Below are 18,365 nucleotides of genomic sequence, written 5' to 3'. Positions count from 1 at the left end.
CCAAGGGATTGCCTGCCCTTATTCTCACTTGCTGCACCGCCGAGACGAGGATCCATGACCGAGCGCTGCGACCAACCCACGCGGGCCGCCTGGCGCCGCCGACCGTTCACGCTCTCCGCGCTCGGCCTCGCCGGGCTGGTGACGAGCGCCTGCTCGCCGCTCGGCATGCTGAACGGCCTCGCGCCACGGCGGCTGGCGGCGCGAAGCATCCCCTATGGCCCAGCGCCCCGGCAAAGCCTCGATATCTACCTGCCGGCGGCACGGCCGGGCGCGGGCAGCAGCAGCAGCAGCAGCAGCAGCAGCAGCAGCATCGGCCCCGCACGCCCGCGCGTCGTCATCTTTCTCTACGGCGGCGGCTGGGATAGCGGTGATAAGGAGATGTATCGCTTCGTCGGCGGGGCGCTGGCGGCGCAGGGCTTCATCACCGTCATCCCCGACTATCGCCTCTATCCGGCTGTGCGCTACCCGACCTTTCTTGAAGATTGCGCGGCGGCTTTCGCCTGGGTCTCAGCGCATATCGGCGCATGGGGCGGCGGTGAGGAAATCTTCCTCATGGGCCATTCGGCCGGCGCCTATAACGCGGCGATGCTGGCCCTCGATCCCCGCTATCTCGCCGCCGCCGGCAGCCGGCTCGCGCCGCGCGGCACCATCGGCTTGGCCGGGCCCTATGATTTCCTGCCGCTGCAAAGTGCCGAGCTGAAGGCCATCTTCGGCTTCCCAACCGCGCCGGCAACCCAGCCGATCAACCATGTCACCGGTCGGAACGCGCCGATGCTGCTCATCGCCGGTTCCTCCGATGCCACCGTGCTGCCGCGCAACACCACGCGGCTGGCCGCGCGCATCCGCGCCGCCGGCGGGCCGGTGACCGAGAAGATCTACCCCAAGATCGACCACAAAGAGTTGATCGGCGCGATCGGCCAGCCTTTCCGGTTTCTCTGCCCGACCTTGGCCGACTGCACCCATTTCCTGCGCGAGACAGCGTGAGCCACGCGCGCCGCGCGCCCGCGCATCCGCCCGCATGATCGGAACGTAAAAGCCCCATGCTCTCCCTCCTCCTTTTCACCGCGCTCGGCTGCAGCCTGCTCATGCTTGTCGCCTGGCGGGTGCAGCAGGGCACCGGCAACAGCACCTGGGTCGATGTCGCCTGGACTTTCGGCACCGGGGCGGCGGGGCTTGTGCTCACGCTCTGGCCGCTGCCGCACCACCCGGCGGCGGGGGCGCGAAGCTGGATCGTCTCCCTCGCCGCGATCATCTGGTCGCTCCGGCTCGGGCTGCACCTGCTGCGCCGCGCGCTCCGCGGGCGCGACGATCCGCGCTATGCAGCACTCCGCCAAGCCTGGGGGGAGAGCTACCGCTTGAAGATGCCGGCCTTCCTGCAACTCCAGGCGGCGAGCGTCCTCATCCTCGGCGGCTTCATCATGGCGGCCGGGCGCAACCCCGCGCCGCATCTCGGGCTGCTCGACTGGCTCGCCATCCTCATCGCCGTCGCCTCGATCCTCGGCGAGGGCATCGCCGACGAGCAGGTGCGCCGCTTCGCCGCTGACCCCGCCAATCGCGGCCGGATCTGCGAGGATGGCCTCTGGGGCTGGTCCCGCCACCCGAACTACTTCTGCGAATGGCTCATATGGGTCGCCTACGCGCTCTTCGCGACGAGCGGCCTCGGCTCCGGCTGGAGCCTGCTCGCCTGGGCCGGGCCGATCGTCATGTATCTCGTGCTGGTTCATGGCTCGGGCATTCCGCCGACCGAGCAGCACATGCTGACGAGCCGCGGCGCGGCGTTTCGGGACTATCAGCGCCGCGTCTCGAAATTCTTCCCGCTCCCGCCGAGAAAGGCCGCGCCATGACCGATCTGGCGACCATCGCCGCCACCGCCGCCGAGCGCCTGCCGCTGCCGGACGCCCTCTCCCGCCTCGGCATCGCGATGATGGTGGGGCGCACGCGGCAGAAGCTGAGCGGCGCGGATGCCGCGGCCGAGCAGGACTTCGCCGAAGCCATGGCGGCTTTCCCCATCGCTCAGCACGCCGACGCCGCCAACCGCCAGCATTACGAGGTGCCGGCGGATTTCTTCGGCCTCGTGCTCGGCCCGCGGCGCAAATACTCCTGCTGCCTCTATGAGACGGGCGAGGAAAGCCTGGCGCAGGCGGAAGCACTGGCGCTGGCCGAGACCGCCGCCCATGCCGGGCTCACCGATGGGCAGGAGATCCTGGAACTCGGCTGCGGTTGGGGCTCGCTCACCCTCTTCATGGCCGAGCGTTTTCCCCAGGCGCGCATCACCGCCGTTTCCAACGCCGCCGGCCAGCGGGCCTATATCGAGGCCGAGGCGAGCCGCCGCGGGCTTCGCAACATCCGCGTGCTGACCGCGGACATGAACGTGTTCGAGGCTCCGGCGGGGGCCTTCGATCGCATCGTCTCTGTCGAGATGTTCGAGCATATGGCGAACTGGCGGCCACTCCTCTCCCGCATGCGGGGCTGGCTGCGGCCGCATGGCGGCGCGCTTATCCATATCTTCACCCACCGCCTCGCCCCCTATCGCTTTGATGCCGAGGACCCGGCGGACTGGATCGCGCAGCATTTCTTCACCGGCGGCATCATGCCGAGCCGGGGGCTTATGCGCTGCTTCCCGGACCTCTTCACGGTCGAGGCGGAATGGCAATGGAGCGGCACGCATTACCGCCGCACGGCGGACCATTGGCTCGCCAATTTCGACGCCAACCGCGCCGGTATCCGCCGCGTGCTGAGCCCCGTCTATGGGCGGGAAACCCGTATCTGGGAAAGGCGCTGGCGCCTCTTCTTCCTGGCGACCGCCGGTCTCTTCGGCCACGCCGCGGGCGAGGAATGGGGCGTCACCCACTACCGGTTGCGCCCGGCCTGATCACCTGTGCGTCAATTCGTTATGCCCGTGCTTGTCTCAGGCATGACGCGGTTGTGACACTTCAAGCGGGCGCGGACAGACTTTAGCCGCCCTGCCCTCGCCCGCGCATAGGCCGCGGGTTCGTTTCGCCTTCAGAAATGCGCCGTCGTGATCAGCCAGAAGAGCAGCAGCAGGACGAGGCTGAGCATCGCCGCGACGAAGGCAGCGCCTGGTCGGAAGCCGGCCCCGTTGCGCGGGGAGAGCGTTTTTACCGGCTCGGCCATCAGCCCCTCCTTCAGCTTTCATTCACCGCGGCGACGCGCGGAAAACGCGCCCGCGCTTCGAGATCGTCGAGCTTCATATGGTTGCGCATATAGAGCTGGCTCGCATCCCGCACAGGCTGGAAATCCCAAGACGTCTGTTGACCTTTTTGCAAGGCTTGCCAGATCAGCCGGCGGCGCTTCTGGCTCGCCAGCACGTCCCGTTCAAGCTCTGCGAGATCCCACCGCGCGGCGAGTTCGGCGCGGAAGGCGGCAAGGCGCGCATCCCCGGGCGCCCGCGCGGCGATATTGTCCAGCTCATCCGGATCGGCCGCGAGATCGTACAGCCGGTCCGGATCGCCGGGGCAATGGATGAACTTCAAACTGCCGCGCCGGATCATCACCATGGGAGCGACCACTCCTTCGGCGCAATATTCGCCAATCACCCCGCCTTCATTGTCTGCGCCGAGCGCATAGGGGATCAGACTCCGCCCATCATGCGCGGTCGCGTAATCAGGTTCCGTGCCATCACCGGCGATCGCGGCGAGCGTCGGCAGGATATCGACGAGGGAGACCGGTGCCGCCACCCGATGCGGCGCGTAGCGGCCGGGCGCATGCATGATGAGCGGGATGCGCGCCGCACCTTCGTAGAAACTCATCTTGTACCAGAGCCCGCGCTCGCCAAGCATTTCACCGTGATCGGCGACGACCATGACGATGGTCTCATCGGCGAAGCCGCTCTCCTCCACCGCGCGCAACAGCCCGCCGACATGGGAGTCGAAATAGGAGATGGCGGCGTAATAGGCGTGCCGCGCATCGCGCATTTGGGCCTCGGTAATCACCTGCGCATCCTGGGCGCAGACATGGCGAAGCCGCGCGGCATGCGGATCCTCGGCGGAGATCTCAGCGCCGACGCGCGGCATGTCGATCTCCTCATCGCGATAGATCGACCAATAGGGGTCCGGCATGGTGAAGGGATCATGCGGATGCGTCATCGAGACGACCATGCAGAAGGGCCGGCGGTCGCTATCGCGCGCCATGTCGTAGATCTTCTGGCGGGCGAGGAAGCCCACCTCCTCGTCGAAATCCATCTGGTTGGTGCGCACGCAGCGCCCGGCGAGCGTCACGCTATCCATATTGTGATACCAGCTCGGCCGCTCGTCGAAATGGCGCCAATCGGGCGTCCAGCCGAAATCAGCGGGGTAGATGTCGGTCGTCAGGCGTTCCTCGAAACCGTGCAGCTGGTCCGGTCCGCAGAAATGCATCTTGCCGGCGAGGATGGTGCGATAGCCGGCATCGCGCAGGTAATGCGCGAAGGTCGGTGATTGGGAGGGGAATTCCACCGCATTGTCGTAGGCGCCGGTGGCGGAGGGCAGACGGCCCGACATGAAGACCGCGCGCGAGGGCGCGCAAAGCGGGCTGTTGCAATAGGCCGCATCGAAGACCACCCCTTCCCGCGCCAAACGGTCGAGGTGGGGTGTCTTGGCAACCCGATTGCCGTAGGCCGGAAGGGCAGAAGCCGTCAGCTGATCCGCCATAAGGATAAGGATATTGGGCCGCTGCGCCATCAACGCGATTCCTCGATGCCTCGTCAGCCGCATTACTGCCGCTTCGTGGCAAAAGCGTGAAGCGCGTCGCTTCTTATTTTGCTATCAAGCCTGCTTATGGCAGGCCATCGCACCCTTCCCCCCCTCGCCGCGCTCATCGCCTTCGAGGCCGCCGCCGCCCAAGCGAGCTTCTCGGCGGCCGCCCGTGCGCTCGGCCTCAGCCAGGCGGCGGTGAGCCAGCATGTGCAGAGCCTCGAGGCGCTGATCGGCCAGCCGCTCTTTCGCCGCCTGCACCGGGGTGTCGAACTGACCGAGGCGGGAGAACGTCTGCGCGGCGCGACCGGCCGGGGGCTCGACCTCATCGGCGAGGCGATCGCCGAATTGCGGCAGGAGGCGACGCGCGGGGTGCTGACCATCGCGACCGATTTCGGCTTCGCGAGCTTCTGGCTGATGCCGCGCCTCGGCGCGCTCGCCGCCGCCCTGCCGGAGATCGAGGTGCGCATCGTCACCTCGCAGAACCGGCGCCTGGCGGCGGCGCCCGATGCGGATGCCACCATCGCCTTCGGCCCGATCGAGGCGGGGGCCGAGCGGCTCTTCACGGAGCGGGTACTGCCGGTCTGCAGCCCGAGCTTCGCGGGCCTGCACCGGCGGCCGGGCGGCGGCTGGGATTGGGCGGCGCTGCCGCTCCTCGAACTGGAGACCAGCGAGCCCGGCCGCTGGCTCGGCTGGCGGGATTGGTTCGCCGATGCCCGGCTGCCGCGCCGCTCGGCGCGCGCCCCGATGCTGCGCTTCAATACCTATCCGCTGGTCGTGGAAGCCGCGATTCTCGGCCAGGGCGCGGCCCTCGGCTGGCGCCCGCTGATCGACCGGGCGATCGCCGCGGGCCTCCTGCAGCCGATGGCGGCGGCGGCGCTGACGACGGCGCATGGTTATACGCTCGCCATCCCCCCGCGGCGCGCGGCCAGGCCCGCGGTGCAGGCATTCCGCCGCTGGCTTCTGGCGGAAGTCGGGACGGAGATGGCGAGCAGCAGCAGCAGCAGCGGCGCGGCAGCCGCCGCCGCCCCGATCCCCGCCGCTCAGGCCTGAGGCAGCGCGGCGACCAGGGCGGAAGCCTTGGCGAAAGCGACCTCCGCCGTGTCGCCCGGCTTATAGATCGAGGAGCCAATGCCGAAGCCGGCCGCGCCCGCCGCAGTCCAGGCCGGAATATTCTCGGGCGTAATCCCACCCACCGGCACGACGAGCGTGCCCGGCGGCAGGATGGCGCGCATGCCGCGGAGCGCGGCGGGGTTGGAGGCTTCGGCCGGGAAGAGCTTGATACAGTCCGCCCCGGCGCGGAGCAGGCTGAAAGCCTCGGCCGGGGTGAAGAAGCCAGGTGCCGCCATCATGCCGAGCGCCTTCGCCTCGCGCACCAGCTCCGCATCCGCATGCGGCGTGACCAGGAGCTTACCGCCCACCCCGGCGACCGCGCGCACCTGCTCCGGGGTCATCACCGTGCCCGCGCCGATCAGCAGACGATCGCCGAAGCTTTCGGCGAGAAGCCGGATGCTGGTCAGCGGATCGGGCGAGTTGAGCGGCACTTCGATGATCGCGATGCCTGCCTTCTCCAGCGCATCGGCGATCGCCACCACCTCATCGGGCCGCACACCCCGCAGAATGGCGATCAGCGGGCAGCGGGCGAACCAGTCTGTCATCGTCAGCATGCTCATCTCCGATCCGGTGTCACGCGCTTGCCCAAGAAACCGCGGCCGCGATGCGATGCAGGCCGATGGGCGCGGCTTCGGCCGCCAGCGTGCGCGAAACGCGGCCGCAGAAGGCGATCGCCTGGCCGTAGAGATCGCAGAGCTTGGTGTCTCCGATCAGCACCACCGCCTCGGCCTCCGGCTCGGCGGCGAGCGCTGCCCGCACCTCATGCCCGAGGAGGAGACCTGAGAGATAGGAGGCGGCGGCACTTTCCGAAAGCCGCCCGAAGAGGCCGAGGCTGCGCACGCCGAAGAGGTGGCGCAGCAGCCCGCCGGCATCGCCGCTGCGGGCGAGGCCCGCTTGCAGGGCCACCGGGTCCGCCGGAGCATCGGCCTTCATCATCCGGCCGAGGATGGTATGGCCGCTGAAGGCGGCGAAGGCCTCACCCGTCATATAGGTCGAAAAGCCGGTGATGCGGCCGCCTTGCACCCGCACCCATTTGGAGTGGCTGCCCGGCATGCAGGCGAGGCCGCGCTCCCCGAAGGAATCGAGCGCGCCGATGATCTGCGTCTCCTCCCCGCGCATCACCTCAGGGACGCCATTCTCCTCGCCCGTCACCCCCGGCACGATGCGCACCTCGGCGCCATCGAAGGGCACCGGGATGGTGGCGGCGGCGAGATCGGCCGCTCCTGCCGGGCATGGCTTGTACGGTGCCTCCACCCAGCCCTGGCGGCTGCCGACCATGCCGGCCAGCAACACCCGCCGTTCGCCTTGATTGATCCACGGCTGGATCGTGCGGCGGAGCATATCGGCGAAGCGCCCTTGCTCGACGAACATGATGCCGGCCTGGGCGCTGGCCCGATCGAGCACCCGGCCCTCGGCATCCATCCGGTAGGCCCGGAAGCTGCTCGTTCCCCAATCCACGCCGATCATGCGGTCCCCCTCGCTATCCGCCGGTATGCTGCTCCGGGAACGGAAAGTCGAGGATGGAAACATGCGCCGCGACCACCCGCCAAGCGCCGCCGAGCTTCACCCAGCTTTGCATCTGGCGGCCGGTCTTGCCGGTTGACCGGCGGCGGAAGAGCGTGCTGGCGGTGCCGAAAGCATCGCCAAAGGTGGTGATGACGGTGCCGGCGAGATCGCGCTCCAGGTCGGCGGTACCGCGCCCCTGGCGGAAGGCCGCGATCTCCTCCGCGCCATAGAGGTTCTCGCCCCCGCCATAGCGGATGGTATGCGGGCTCTGCCAGAAGAGCGCCGTCAGCGTCTCGACATCGTTGCTGACGAGCGCGCGCTCGTAGGCGGCGAAGGCCGCGGTCAGTTCGGCGAGCGGGCCGGGCTTGTTGATCTCCATGCCGCCTCCCCTCATTCGGCGAAAGCGGGGGCGACGGGCGCGGCGGCGAGCCCCTCCGCCTCCAGTGCGGCCGCCACGCGGAACAGCGTCTCCTCCGCCCAAGGCGCGGCGATGAGCTGCACGCCGATCGGCAAAGCCCCTTCCGCCCGCTGCACCGGCACGGTGAGCACCGGCAGGCCGATGCAGGTGATGGGCTGGGTGAAGAGCCCGAAGGACGGGCGGAGCGGCATCGTCTCGCCATCCACCGTCAGCATCTCCTGGCCGAGCGGCTGGGCCGGCACCGCCGTTGCCGGGGCCACCAGCACATCATAGCGGCGAAAGAGCTCAGCCATCGCATCGCGCCACAGCGCCCGCACCTTCTGCGCATGCAGATACCATTCCGCCGGCACCAGCGCGCCAGCGAGCAGGCGATCCCGCGAGAGGGGTTCCATCTCCGCGCGGCGGCCGCGCAGATGGGCGTGGTGCTGGGCAGCACCCTCCACCGCGGTGATGATATAGGCGGCCGAGCGCCCGGCCGCGGTGATCTCCGGCGCGGCGACCGCTTCGGCGCCGAGCAGCGCCGAGACGGCGCTGACCGCCGCCCGCGCCGCCGCGCCCAACGGGCGATCGAAATAGCCCGCCAGCCTGCCGCAGCGCAGCCCGGCCAGCCCGGCGCCCAAGGCGCCCGAAACCGGCTCCGCCGGCCGTTCCACCTGGCCGGCATCGGCACCATCGAAACCCTGGAGCAGATCGTAGGCGAGCGCGAGATCCCCGACCGTGCGGGCGAAGGGCCCGATATGGTCGAGGCTCGGCACGAAGGCGATCGACCCGGCGCGGGAGAGCCGCCCATAGGTCGGCTTGAGGCCGAAGATGCCGCAGAGGCTGGCCGGCACCCGGATGGAGCCATTGGTATCGGTGCCGAGGCTGATCGGCACCAGGCCGGCGGCGACGGCCGCGCCCGAGCCGCCGGAGGAGCCGCCGGCGCTGCGGGAGAGATCGTGCGGGTTGCGGCAGGGGCCGTAATGGCTGTTCTCGGTGGTGAAGCCATAGGCGTATTCATCCATGGCCAGCGCGCCGAGGCAGACGCCGCCCGCCGCCCGCCACTGCCGGACGGCGAAGCAATCGGCGCTCGCCGGCGGGTTCGCAGCCTCGATCCGGGAACCGGCGAGCGTCGTCACCCCTGCGATATCGAAGAGGTTCTTGGCCGCGAAGGGGACGCCGGCGAGCGGGCCGAGCGGCGCGCCCGCCGCCCGCGCGGCATCGACCGCGGCGGCCTCGCGCCGCGCCCGCCCTGCGGTGATGGCGGTGAAGGCGTTGACGGCGCCGTTATGGGCCTCGGCGCGGGCAAGCGCCGCCTCGGTCAGTTCGGTCGCGGAAACCGCACCCGCGCGGATGGCGGCGGCGAGCGTGGTGGCGGTATCGAGGGGTGAGACCATGCGCCAGCCTCACGCCCGGAATTGCGGCGCGGCTTCGCATTCCGCCGGCACCGGCCAGGCGAGGGCGGGCGCGGCGAAGCGGCAGACGAGGGCGAAAGCTGCAGTCACGCGCTCAAGCTCCGCCGCGCTGAGATCGAGCCCGTGCAAGGCGGCTGCCACGCGCACATAGGCGGCCCGATCCGATCCGTCTTCCATCTTCCGCATCCCTTTGCAGCCCTCTGGGTGGCGGATGCTTTGCAAAAGCCGGGCCGCGGGCCACCGCTTACAGCGGGAAGAGGCGCGTCTCGCCGAAATCCAAGGTGACGAACGCTTCCGCCGGCAGGCCGGCCGCCTCCCGCGCTGCGGCAAGCGCGTGCAAAGGCGCGTCGATCGCTTCATCCGTAAGCTGGAAGGTGCCGAAATGCATGCCGATCGATCGGGCGGCGCCGAGCGCCTGATGCGCGGCCACCGCCTCGCGCGGGTTGACATGCACGGTCGCCATGAAATGCCGCGGCTCATAGGCGCCGATCGGCAGGAAGGCGAGATCGGGCGGCCCGAAGCGTTCGCCGATCTGCTGCCAATGCGTGCCGTGGCCCGAATCGCCCGCGTAGTAGATCCGCTTGCCCCGCCACTCCAGCATGAAGCCGCCCCAGAGGTCGCGCCCGCGATCACGCAGGCTGCGGGCGGAGAAATGCCGCGACGGGGTGATGCCGATCCGCAAGCCCGACAGTTCCGGGAGCGCGACCTCCTCCCACCAATCACCTTCCGCGATGCGCGCGAAGCCCATGCCCTCCAGATGGCGGGCATTGCCCAGTGGCACCGCGACCTGCGGCCGATCGCGCGCCGCGATCATGGCGAGGCTCGGCCGGTCCATATGGTCGTAGTGATTGTGCGACAGCAGGACGAGATCGATCTTGGGCAGATCCGCGAAAGGGCGGCCCGGCGGGCGGACGCGCCGAGGGCCCGCCCAGGAAACGGGCGAGCAGCGCTCACTGAACACCGGGTCGGCCAGGATGGTGAGGCCGGGCAGGCGCAGCATGAAGCTGCTATGGCCGATGAAGGTGACGGCGATCATTCCCTCCGGCGGCGGGGCCATCGGGTCTCCCACCGGGTCAGGGCCGGGTGGCGGCACCGGCCAGCGCCGCCCGCGACTTTCAAGCCGCCAGCGGATCAGCCCGAGCAGGCGGGAGCGGGAGCGCCGCTCGGCGGGCGGCGGTGGAACAGGTGGCAGATGGGCCTCGGGCGCGGTAGCCGGCGGGTTGAAGAAATGCTCGCCATCATGGTGATCGGAGAGCGGGTAACGGCGAGGTTCGGGCAAGCGGCGGCCTTTGCTGATGCGGCGGTCGGGAGCAGAATGTAAGACTGGGCGGCCATTCGCCTAGGGCCGAAGCGGCCGATCCGCCCTCGGCGCGACGATTTCAACATTCATTAATCCGTCCTCGGTAACCTGTGTCCTCCTGGACGAGTGCCCATGGCCTTATTTCGCCGGCTGGATGACGATTTGCTGACCGCGCGCTATCGCGCGCTGATGCCGCAAGGGCCGGTCATCGTTATCGCCATTCTTGGTGGTATGACCGCGCAAATCGCGGCCTTCGCAGGGAGCGTGCCGGCGGTCTGGTCTGTCCTGCCACCGGCGACCATCCTGGCAGGCGGCTTCTACATCCTGTTCTACTGGTTGCGGCACCGCAGCCGGCTACCGGAGATCGGCATCATCCGGCGGGATATGCGGAAGCTGTCCGGCCTGCTGATCGGCGCCGCGGTCATCGCGGTCCTCGGTGATTTCAAGATCATGGAAGCGACGACGACGACGGGCCGCTACTTCCTGATCATGAAGCTGACCTTCTACGGTCTCTTCGCCCAGAGTGTCGTCTTCAGCATCGGCCGCATTTCCTTTCTCTATACTGTCATTATCTGCGCGGCGACCGTGTTCGATGCGCTCTATTTCCACGTCGATTACGCTCTGCCGATCGTCTTCATGATCACGGTCTTCGCGACCGGCGTTCTCACCGCCATGCATCGGCATCTGAGCGGCTTCGACAGTCTTGTCTTCGCCCGCGCCGAAACGACGAAGCTGAGCGAGGAAAATGCCCGTCTCGCCCGGCTGGACATGCTGACCAATTTGCCCAACCGGCGGCATTTTTTCGGCAGCATCGGCCATCGCGTGACGGAGGCGACGGAACGGGGCGAGAAGCTCGCGGTGGGCATTCTCGATCTCGATGGTTTCAAGCCGGTCAATGATTCATACGGCCATTTCATCGGGGACAGGGTGTTGGTGGAAGTTGCGCGCCGCCTGCTCACAGCCTTGCCGCAGTCGGTCGCCTTCTATCGCCTGGGGGGTGACGAATTCGCCTTTCACCTGCTGACCGGTGGCGACGCGGACGAGTTGCGGTGCGTGGGCCAGACCATCATTCGCATGATCGAGCAGCCGTTGGTGCTGACCGATCTTGTCATCCGGGTCAGCGGATCAATCGGCATCGCGGTATTTCCCGACATGGCCCAAGATACGGAAACACTCTTCGAATATGCCGATCTCGCCCTCTATCATGCCAAGCGCACCGGGCGCGCGCGGACTGAGATCTTTTCTCCCACCCATAAGGCGGAACTGCGCGCGCAAAGCCTGATCGAGCAGGCTTTGCGCGTGGCCGATATCGAGGCCGAATTCTTCCCCGTGTTCCAGCCGATCGTGCATGCCGATGATGAGCGGACTTTCGCCTTCGAACTGCTGACGCGCTGGCAGAGCCCGCTCCTCGGCCTCGTCTCCCCTGGCGATTTCGTGCCGGTGGCCGAGCGGGCGGGCCTCATCTCGCAAATCACGCTCATCATGCTGCGACGCGGCATCGACGTGATGCGCGCCTGGCCCGAGACGCTCTCCCTCTCCTTCAATCTGTCCGCCTACGATATCATGAGCAGTGAGACCGTGGCGCGTATCATCCGCACGGTCGAAGATAGCAAATACGCGGCACATCGTTTTACTTTCGAAATAACAGAAACGGCGCTGCTGCAGGATTTTGCGACCGCCCGGGGCAATCTCGAAACGCTGCGCGCGGCGGGGCTCGGCATCGCGCTCGACGATTTCGGCACCGGTTATTCAAGCCTCAGCCATGTACAGAGCCTCCCGCTCGACAAGCTCAAGATCGATCGCCGGTTCGTCGCGGATATCGAGCAGAACCCGACGAGCAAGATGATCGTCCGCTCACTGGTGGGGCTCTGTAAGGGCATCGGCATCTCTTGCGTTGCCGAGGGCGCCGAGACGACAAGCCAAGTGCAGTTGCTCCGCGACCTCGGTTGCGATGCCATTCAGGGCTATGTCTTTGCTCGGCCGATGCGGGCGGAGGCGATCGCGGGCTACCTTACGCGGGAGTTGGCGGCGCCCAGCCTCTCGGCATGAGCGGCTCGGTTCAACTCGTCTCGCGCTCGATGATCGAGAAGGGCACCACGATCCGCTCGGGCGGCAGCCGCTCCCCCCGCCGCGCCGCCTCGATCGAGCGCAGCAGCAGCCGGCCGGCTGCCTCGCCGATCCCTTCCGGATCGACCGAGATGGTGGTGAGGCGTGGATGGCAGCAGCGGGCAAGCTCGAAATCCCCGAAACCCGCGATCGCCACCCGCCCGGGCACCGGCCAGCCCTGGCGGTGGCATTCCATGAGCGCACCGAAGGCCGAGAGATCGGAGACGCAGGCCACGGCATCAAGGCCCGGCCATTCGGCCAGCAGCCGGCGAATCGCCTCGCCCCCCTGCTCGACCGTGATCGGCGGTTCGCCGAGGGCGACGACCCGCCCCTGCGGCAGGCCAAGCCGCTCCACCGCCTGCTGGTAGCCGCGCAGGCGATCTCGCCCCCGGGTATCGCGCGGGCCCGCGCCGACGATGAAGCCGATTTCCCGATAGCCGCGGGCATGCAGCCGACCGACCATGGCGGCCATCGCCTCCGCATTGGAAAACCCGACCACATGGTCGATCGGCTGGGCCGGCAGGTCCCAGGTTTCGACCACCGGCACGCCGGCGCCGGCGAGAAGGCGGCGGACGCGCGGGGAGTGGCTACCGCCGGTCGCGATGATCCCTTCCGGCCGGCGGCGCAGCATGGCCTGCACCAGCCGCTCCTCCTTACCTTCGGCATAATCGGTCGCGCCCAGCAGAAGCTGCAGCCCGCTCTCCTCCAACGCGCGTTCGATGCCGCGCGCGGTGTCGGAAAAGTTCGAGTTGTTGAGCGATGGGATGAGGGCGGCGACGAAGCCGGAGCGCTTGGAGGAGAGCGTGCCCGCCGTCTGATCCAGCACATAGCCGAGTTCTTCGACCGCGGTGAGGATGCGCTGGCGCGTCTTGGCAGAGACCGCGCCATCGGCCTTCAGCGCGCGGCTCACCGTCATCGCCGAGACGCCCGCGCGCTCGGCAACGTCGGTCATCTTCGGTGCGGCTTTGGCGCGGATGCGGCCCGGCTCCTCCGCCTCCACGCCTACCGCCGGCCGATCACCATCCGGTGGGATGGGCATTGACGAAGATCGCGTAGAGCGAGGTCGTCGCGGTGATGTAGAGGCGGTTGCGCTTCGGCCCGCCGAAGGTAAGGTTCGCCACCGTCTCACCCACCGGGATGCGGCCGAGGAGCGTGCCGTCTGCCGCGTAGCAGGCAACCGCCTCATCCGCCGAGGTCCAGAGATTGCCACCGCGATCGACGCGGAAACCGTCATAGAGCCCGCGGTCGAGGGTTGCGAAGACACGCTCGCGCGTGGCGCGCGTGCCATCGGCGGAGAGGCGATAGGCGATGATCTCGGCCGGGCGATCGGGCTCATGCGTCTGCCCGGTATCGGCCACGTAGAGGATATCCTCCTCGGGCGAGAAAGCCAGGCCGTTGGGCTTCAGCATATCGGTGATCACCGCCGTGATCGCGCCCGTTGCCGGATCAAGCCGATAGACGTTTGAGGCGCCGATCTCGGACTCCGCGGCATTGCCCTCGTAGTGGCTGTCGATACCATAGGTCGGGTCGGTGAACCAGACCGTGCCATCCCGCTTGACGACGACGTCGTTGGGGGAGTTGAGGCGCTTACCCTCGAACCGGTCGGCCAGGGTCCTCCACCGCCCATCATAATCGAGGCGGGAAACCCGGCGGCCGCCATGCTCGCAGGCGATCACCCGCCCCTCATTGTCGATCGTATGGCCGTTATGGTTGCCGCAGGGGCTTTCGAAGATACTGACGGACCCATCTGTCTCGTCATAGCGCATCAGCCGGTCGTTCGGGATATCGGACCAGAGCAGGCTTTTCGCCGCCGGAACATAGACCGGCCCTTCCGCCCAGCGCATGCCGGTATGGAGCCGCTCCAGCCGCGCGGAGCCCTGGATCAGCCGGCGGAAACGGGGGTCGAGAATTTCATAGGTCATCGGACAATTCATCCCAACTCTGTCGCAGGCCCTCGCGGCCTCTTGCCTGGGCGGCGATCATAGGCAGCGGCGCCGCGCCGTCCAGAGGCAGGAGAAGGCGAGCGCCCTGCCCGCCGCCCCCGCCGCCTGAAGCGCCGCCGCCCTGGCCGCGGCGCTTTGCGCGGTTAGCTCACGCCCCAGAGCGTCTTGTAGTGGCCACGGTAATCATTGTCGGGGTCGAACATGTTCCGCGGGCCGCCATCGAAGGCGATATTGTCCTTGGTCACGACATGGAAAGGCGCGATATAGCCGGACCATGGCGCGTGGGCGAAAGCGCGGTTGAGTTCGTCAACCAATTGCCAGCCTTGCAGGTAGAGTGGCTCGGCGACCGTCACCGCCTGATATTGCCCGGCGCGGATACGCTCATAGGCGGATTTGGAGCCATCCCCGGCCGCGATGTTCCTGGGCGCGCCGTCGCCCGCGATCCCGGCGCTGGCGAGCGAGGGGCCCATGAAGTCATAGTAGATATCGTTGATCGCGAGACTATGCGTCCACTTCTTGCCAAACTTCTCGAGCAGCGATGTGGTGAGCTGCGGCATGCGGTTGGCGGTGTCGGCGATCGGCGTATTCTCGTAGGAGAGCACGGTGCCGCCGAGATCCTGGATCACCTTCTGCATCCGCTGCGCCTTGGCGACCGCGATCTGATACTGGCTATCGGTGAAGATCACCACGCTCGGCTTGCCCTTGGCATCCACATAGGCCCAGAGGGCGGCAGCCTTGGCGACCAGCATAGGATCGGTCGAGACATTGGCATGTACCGAGGTGCCGGGGATCGGGCCGAGTGCGGCGCCCGCATGCCAGGCGACGAGCGGGATGCCCGCCTTGTTCGCCGCCTGCAGGCTCGGCTTCTGCTCGATCGGATCGAAGCCGAGGATGACGATGCCATCGGGCTTGAGCGCCAGTGCCTGAGAGAAAGCCGAGGTACGGCCGGAAACAGTGCCGGCACCGTCGATCACCCGCGCGTTCCATCCCATCGCATGGCGTGCCTCCTGGAACCCCTGCACAACGCCGATGATGCCCCCGTTCTTCATGTCTCCCGCGAGCAACACGATGCTTTTGCCCTTGGCTGCCTTGGGGCCGGTACTCGGGCCGTCCCAGGCCGTCACATGGCTCGCATATTTGGCGAGGAAGGCCTGCGCATCGGACATCGGATCGGCCTTGGCCTCCGGCAGGCCGAGGCCGGCGGCGGCGGCCAGCGCGCCGGTGCCGGCAAGGAGGGAGCGTTTCGTTATCATCCGGTCGTTTCCTTGTTGTTATGAGGAAGGGGGTTGGGTCAGCCACCCGCCTTGGGCCGCAGGCGCATGGCGCCGCGCCGCCGCTGGGCATAGCCCGCGATGCCGATGGCGATGAGCAGCGTGAGGCCGTTGAACAGCGGCTCGACCCAGAAGGAGCCGCCGAACTGCTGGATACCGGCAATGCCGACGGCGAGAATGGCGATGCCGATCATCGTGCCCCAGACGTTGACGCGCCCGGGCTTGATGGTGGTGGAGCCGAGAAAGGCGCCGACCAGCGCCGGCAGTAGATATTCGAGCCCGACACTGGCCTGGCCGATGCGCAGCTTGGAGGCGAGAAGCACGCCGGCGAGCCCCGTGAGCAGCCCCGAGGCGACGAAGGCCGCGATGGTATAGCGCCGCACGGGAATGCCGTTGAGCGCCGCCGCCTTCGGATTGGCCCCGATCGCATAGAGGTAGCGGCCGACCGGCAGATATTCGAGAACGAACCACAGCACCAACGCCATGACGATCACGTAGTAGCCGGTGATCGGCAGATGGAAGAGGAAGAGCCCGTTGAGCGCGAGGAAGCCCGGCGGCAGCACGCCCACGACCTGCTGCCCGCCGGTATAGGCGAGTGCCAGGGCGTAGAGCACGGTGCCGGTGCCCAAGGTCGCGATGAAACTGTCGATTTGGGCCACCTCGACGAGCAGGCCGTTGACGAAGCCGATCAGCCCCGAGATCACCAGCACGGCAAGGACGGCGATCGGCCAGGGCACGGCATTGTTCACCTGCAGGCTGATCGCGAGGATATGCCAGAGCACGATGCCGTAGCCGACGGTGAGATCGATCTTGCCCGAGACCATCGGGATCATCGCCGCCAAAGCGAGGATGGCGATGATCGCCTTATCCGAAATGATCGAGCGCAGGTTGAGCATGGTCGGGAAAGTATCGGGCAGCAGAAGGGAGAATAAGAGGATGAGCAGCAGCGTCAGGATCGGCAAGCCATAGACAGGCAGCAGGCGCGTGATCCTTTCGCGCGGGCTTGCTGCTACGAGTTCGTTGCGCGTCGGCTCGAGCGCATCCGAACGGACGGAGTTGATGGCCATTCGTCCCTCCTCAGGCCGCTTCCGACGCGGAGGCCGCCGTGATCACGGCTTCCGTCGTCAAGGCGGCGTCTTTTAGTTCGCTGATGATGCGCCCCCGGTTAAAAACCAGTGCACGGTTGCAGATATGGGCGATTTCCTCGAAATCCGTGGAAATCACGAGCACGGCGAGCCCGGCCTCGAGCGCGCGGGCCATCAGCCGGTAGATCTCCGCCTTGGCGCCGACATCGACGCCAGCCGTTGGGTCTTCGGCGATGAGCAGTCTCCGCCCCGTCGCCAGCCAGCGGCCGACGACGACCTTCTGCTGGTTGCCGCCCGAAAGCCCCTCGATGGCGAGATCGGGATTGTTCGGGCTGAGGCCGACCGAGGCGCCGAGCGCGCGGGCGGCCTCAGCCTCGATCCGCGGCGAGAGCGGCGTGAAGAGGCCGCGCCCGCCGGCGCCCGGGTTGAGGAATGCATTCTCCCGGATGCTGAGGCTCGGCGCGATCGATTCCTCCGCCCGGTCGCGCGCCATCAGGCCGATGCCGGAGGAGAGGGCTGCGCGCGCGGAGCTGAGATCGGGCGTGCGGCCTTCGAGCGTGATGCGGCCGCCATGCGGCAGGGTGCCGAAGAGCGCGCGCCCCACCTCCTCCTGCCCCGCCCCGCGCAGGCCGACGAGGCCGAGCAGTTCGCCCTCATGCAGATCGAAATCGACCGGCCCGGCATTGGGGGTGAGGAGGCCGCGCACCGACAGCCGCACCGCGCCCGCCGCGCGCGGCGGTGCTTTCTCGAAGAGTTCGAGATTGGTACGCCCGACGATCCAGGAGACCAGTTCCTCCGGCGAGGTTTCGCCCACCGGCTTCTCCCCCGTCAGCCGGCCGTCGCGCAGCACCACCACATGGTCGGCGATGCGAAAGATCTCATCGAGCCGGTGGGAGACGTAGATCATCCCCACCCCCTCGGCCCGCAGGCGGCGGATGGCGGTGAAGAGCCGCTCCACCTCATTGGCGGGCAGGCTCGCGGTCGGCTCGTCGAGCACCAGGAAATCGCAGGGCGAGACGAGCGCGCGGGCAATCGCGACGAGGGATTTCTCGGTCCGGCTGAGGCTCGCGACCCGCACCGTCGGATCGATATCGCAGCCGATGAGGCGGAGCGCGGCCGCCGCCCGCCGCTCCGCCGCCTGCCAGTCGATCGCCCGGAGCAAGCCCGGCCGGCGGGCGAAGCCCTCGCCGAGGCTCATATTCTCGGCAACCGTCATCCATTCGATGAGGCCGAGGTCCTGGTGGATGAAGGCGACGCGATGGCCCGATGCCCCGCCCTCGGCCTTGCCCGCGCTGCGCGCGCGGTGGCGATAGGGCTCACCGTCGATCGAGACGCGCCCTTCATCCGCGCGCACGATGCCGCCGAGGATCTTGATGAGCGTCGATTTGCCGGCGCCGTTCTCGCCCAGCAGGGCGACGACCTGGCCGCGCGGCACCGCGAAGCTCACCCCCTTGAGGGCACGCGTGCCCCCAAAGGTCTTGACGATCCCATCGAAGCGAAGCCCTCCCTCCGCCATATCCGCCTCTCTCCCGGGCTTC

The 18,365-nt window shown here is 68.0% G+C and carries 18 protein-coding genes; 5 read left to right on the top strand and 13 right to left on the bottom strand.

Annotated features, from left to right (window positions below; translation table 11 throughout):
* The first annotated feature begins 54 nt into the window (after positions 1-54).
* From ACYQ7X_RS07595 to ACYQ7X_RS07585, 3 genes are read left to right on the top strand one after another with little or no spacing between them, the layout of a single operon-like run.
* Positions 55-984: an alpha/beta hydrolase gene (locus ACYQ7X_RS07595; RefSeq protein WP_459696328.1), complete on the top strand. Its 930-nt coding sequence runs from the start codon at positions 55-57 to the stop codon at positions 982-984.
* A gap of 56 nt (positions 985-1,040) precedes the next feature.
* Positions 1,041-1,844: a DUF1295 domain-containing protein gene (locus ACYQ7X_RS07590; RefSeq protein WP_459696327.1), complete on the top strand. Its 804-nt coding sequence runs from the start codon at positions 1,041-1,043 to the stop codon at positions 1,842-1,844.
* Positions 1,841-2,872: an SAM-dependent methyltransferase gene (locus ACYQ7X_RS07585; protein WP_459696326.1), complete on the top strand. Its 1,032-nt coding sequence runs from the start codon at positions 1,841-1,843 to the stop codon at positions 2,870-2,872. Before ACYQ7X_RS07590 ends, ACYQ7X_RS07585 begins: the two co-directional genes overlap by 4 nt.
* A gap of 131 nt (positions 2,873-3,003) precedes the next feature.
* Here ACYQ7X_RS07585 and ACYQ7X_RS07580 read toward each other — a convergent pair whose 3' ends face one another.
* Both ACYQ7X_RS07580 and betC read right to left on the bottom strand, forming a co-directional pair.
* Positions 3,004-3,135 carry a hypothetical protein gene (locus ACYQ7X_RS07580; RefSeq protein ID WP_459696324.1) on the bottom strand — a complete coding sequence of 44 codons (132 nt, stop codon included), beginning with the start codon at positions 3,133-3,135 and terminating at the stop codon, positions 3,004-3,006.
* Between the two features lie 11 nt (positions 3,136-3,146).
* Positions 3,147-4,679, bottom strand: coding sequence for a choline-sulfatase (betC, locus tag ACYQ7X_RS07575; RefSeq protein WP_459696323.1), 1,533 nt, complete (start codon positions 4,677-4,679; stop codon positions 3,147-3,149).
* A gap of 96 nt (positions 4,680-4,775) precedes the next feature.
* Between betC and ACYQ7X_RS07570 the strand changes: the two genes are divergently transcribed.
* The gene (locus tag ACYQ7X_RS07570; RefSeq protein ID WP_459696322.1) at positions 4,776-5,744 is read left to right on the top strand and encodes a LysR substrate-binding domain-containing protein; all 969 of its coding nucleotides are present in this window, start codon (positions 4,776-4,778) and stop codon (positions 5,742-5,744) included.
* Here ACYQ7X_RS07570 and ACYQ7X_RS07565 read toward each other — a convergent pair.
* The 6 genes from ACYQ7X_RS07565 to ACYQ7X_RS07540 all read right to left on the bottom strand — a co-directional run bounded on the left by ACYQ7X_RS07565 (position 5,735) and on the right by ACYQ7X_RS07540 (position 10,401).
* Positions 5,735-6,358, bottom strand: a complete 624-nt coding sequence (locus ACYQ7X_RS07565; protein WP_459696321.1) for a 2-dehydro-3-deoxy-6-phosphogalactonate aldolase — start codon at positions 6,356-6,358, stop codon at positions 5,735-5,737. The genes ACYQ7X_RS07570 and ACYQ7X_RS07565 overlap by 10 nt on opposite strands.
* Positions 6,359-6,377: 19 nt before the next feature.
* Positions 6,378-7,271 carry a 2-dehydro-3-deoxygalactonokinase gene (locus ACYQ7X_RS07560; protein ID WP_459696320.1) on the bottom strand — a complete coding sequence of 298 codons (894 nt, stop codon included), beginning with the start codon at positions 7,269-7,271 and terminating at the stop codon, positions 6,378-6,380.
* Between the two features lie 13 nt (positions 7,272-7,284).
* Positions 7,285-7,689, bottom strand: a complete 405-nt coding sequence (gene hpxZ / locus ACYQ7X_RS07555) for an oxalurate catabolism protein HpxZ (RefSeq protein ID WP_459696319.1) — start codon at positions 7,687-7,689, stop codon at positions 7,285-7,287.
* A gap of 11 nt (positions 7,690-7,700) precedes the next feature.
* A complete protein-coding gene (locus ACYQ7X_RS07550) occupies positions 7,701-9,104 on the bottom strand; it encodes an AtzE family amidohydrolase (protein WP_459696318.1) in 1,404 nt (467 codons plus the stop codon).
* A gap of 9 nt (positions 9,105-9,113) precedes the next feature.
* Positions 9,114-9,299 (bottom strand): AtzG-like protein, encoded by a 186-nt coding sequence (locus ACYQ7X_RS07545; protein ID WP_459696317.1) that lies wholly within the window; start codon positions 9,297-9,299, stop codon positions 9,114-9,116.
* Positions 9,300-9,366: 67 nt separating this feature from the next.
* Positions 9,367-10,401, bottom strand: a complete 1,035-nt coding sequence (locus ACYQ7X_RS07540; protein ID WP_459696316.1) for an MBL fold metallo-hydrolase — start codon at positions 10,399-10,401, stop codon at positions 9,367-9,369.
* A 153-nt stretch (positions 10,402-10,554) separates the two neighbouring features.
* Here ACYQ7X_RS07540 and ACYQ7X_RS07535 point away from each other — a divergent pair, with 153 nt between their 5' ends.
* Positions 10,555-12,471, top strand: coding sequence for a putative bifunctional diguanylate cyclase/phosphodiesterase (locus tag ACYQ7X_RS07535; protein WP_459696315.1), 1,917 nt, complete (start codon positions 10,555-10,557; stop codon positions 12,469-12,471).
* Between the two features lie 10 nt (positions 12,472-12,481).
* Here the strand turns inward: ACYQ7X_RS07535 and ACYQ7X_RS07530 are convergent, their stop codons facing one another.
* From ACYQ7X_RS07530 to ACYQ7X_RS07510, 5 genes are all read right to left on the bottom strand, one after another.
* Positions 12,482-13,567, bottom strand: coding sequence for a LacI family DNA-binding transcriptional regulator (locus ACYQ7X_RS07530; RefSeq protein ID WP_459696314.1), 1,086 nt, complete (start codon positions 13,565-13,567; stop codon positions 12,482-12,484).
* Entirely contained in the window at positions 13,545-14,450 is a 906-nt protein-coding gene (locus ACYQ7X_RS07525; RefSeq protein WP_459696313.1) for an SMP-30/gluconolactonase/LRE family protein, read from the bottom strand. Before ACYQ7X_RS07525 ends, ACYQ7X_RS07530 begins: the two co-directional genes overlap by 23 nt.
* Before the next feature lie 164 nt (positions 14,451-14,614).
* A complete protein-coding gene (locus ACYQ7X_RS07520; RefSeq protein ID WP_459696312.1) occupies positions 14,615-15,724 on the bottom strand; it encodes an ABC transporter substrate-binding protein in 1,110 nt (369 codons plus the stop codon).
* Between the two features lie 38 nt (positions 15,725-15,762).
* Complete coding sequence (locus ACYQ7X_RS07515) at positions 15,763-16,809, bottom strand: ABC transporter permease (RefSeq protein WP_459696311.1); 1,047 nt, start codon at positions 16,807-16,809, stop codon at positions 15,763-15,765.
* Between the two features lie 10 nt (positions 16,810-16,819).
* Positions 16,820-18,343 (bottom strand): sugar ABC transporter ATP-binding protein, encoded by a 1,524-nt coding sequence (locus ACYQ7X_RS07510; protein WP_459696310.1) that lies wholly within the window; start codon positions 18,341-18,343, stop codon positions 16,820-16,822.
* Between the last annotated feature and the right edge of the window lie 22 nt (positions 18,344-18,365).

The organism is Acidisoma sp. C75 (assembly GCF_054665095.1).
The sequence above is the reverse complement of the archived record's forward strand: the minus strand, read 5'-3'. Positions and strand labels throughout refer to the sequence as shown.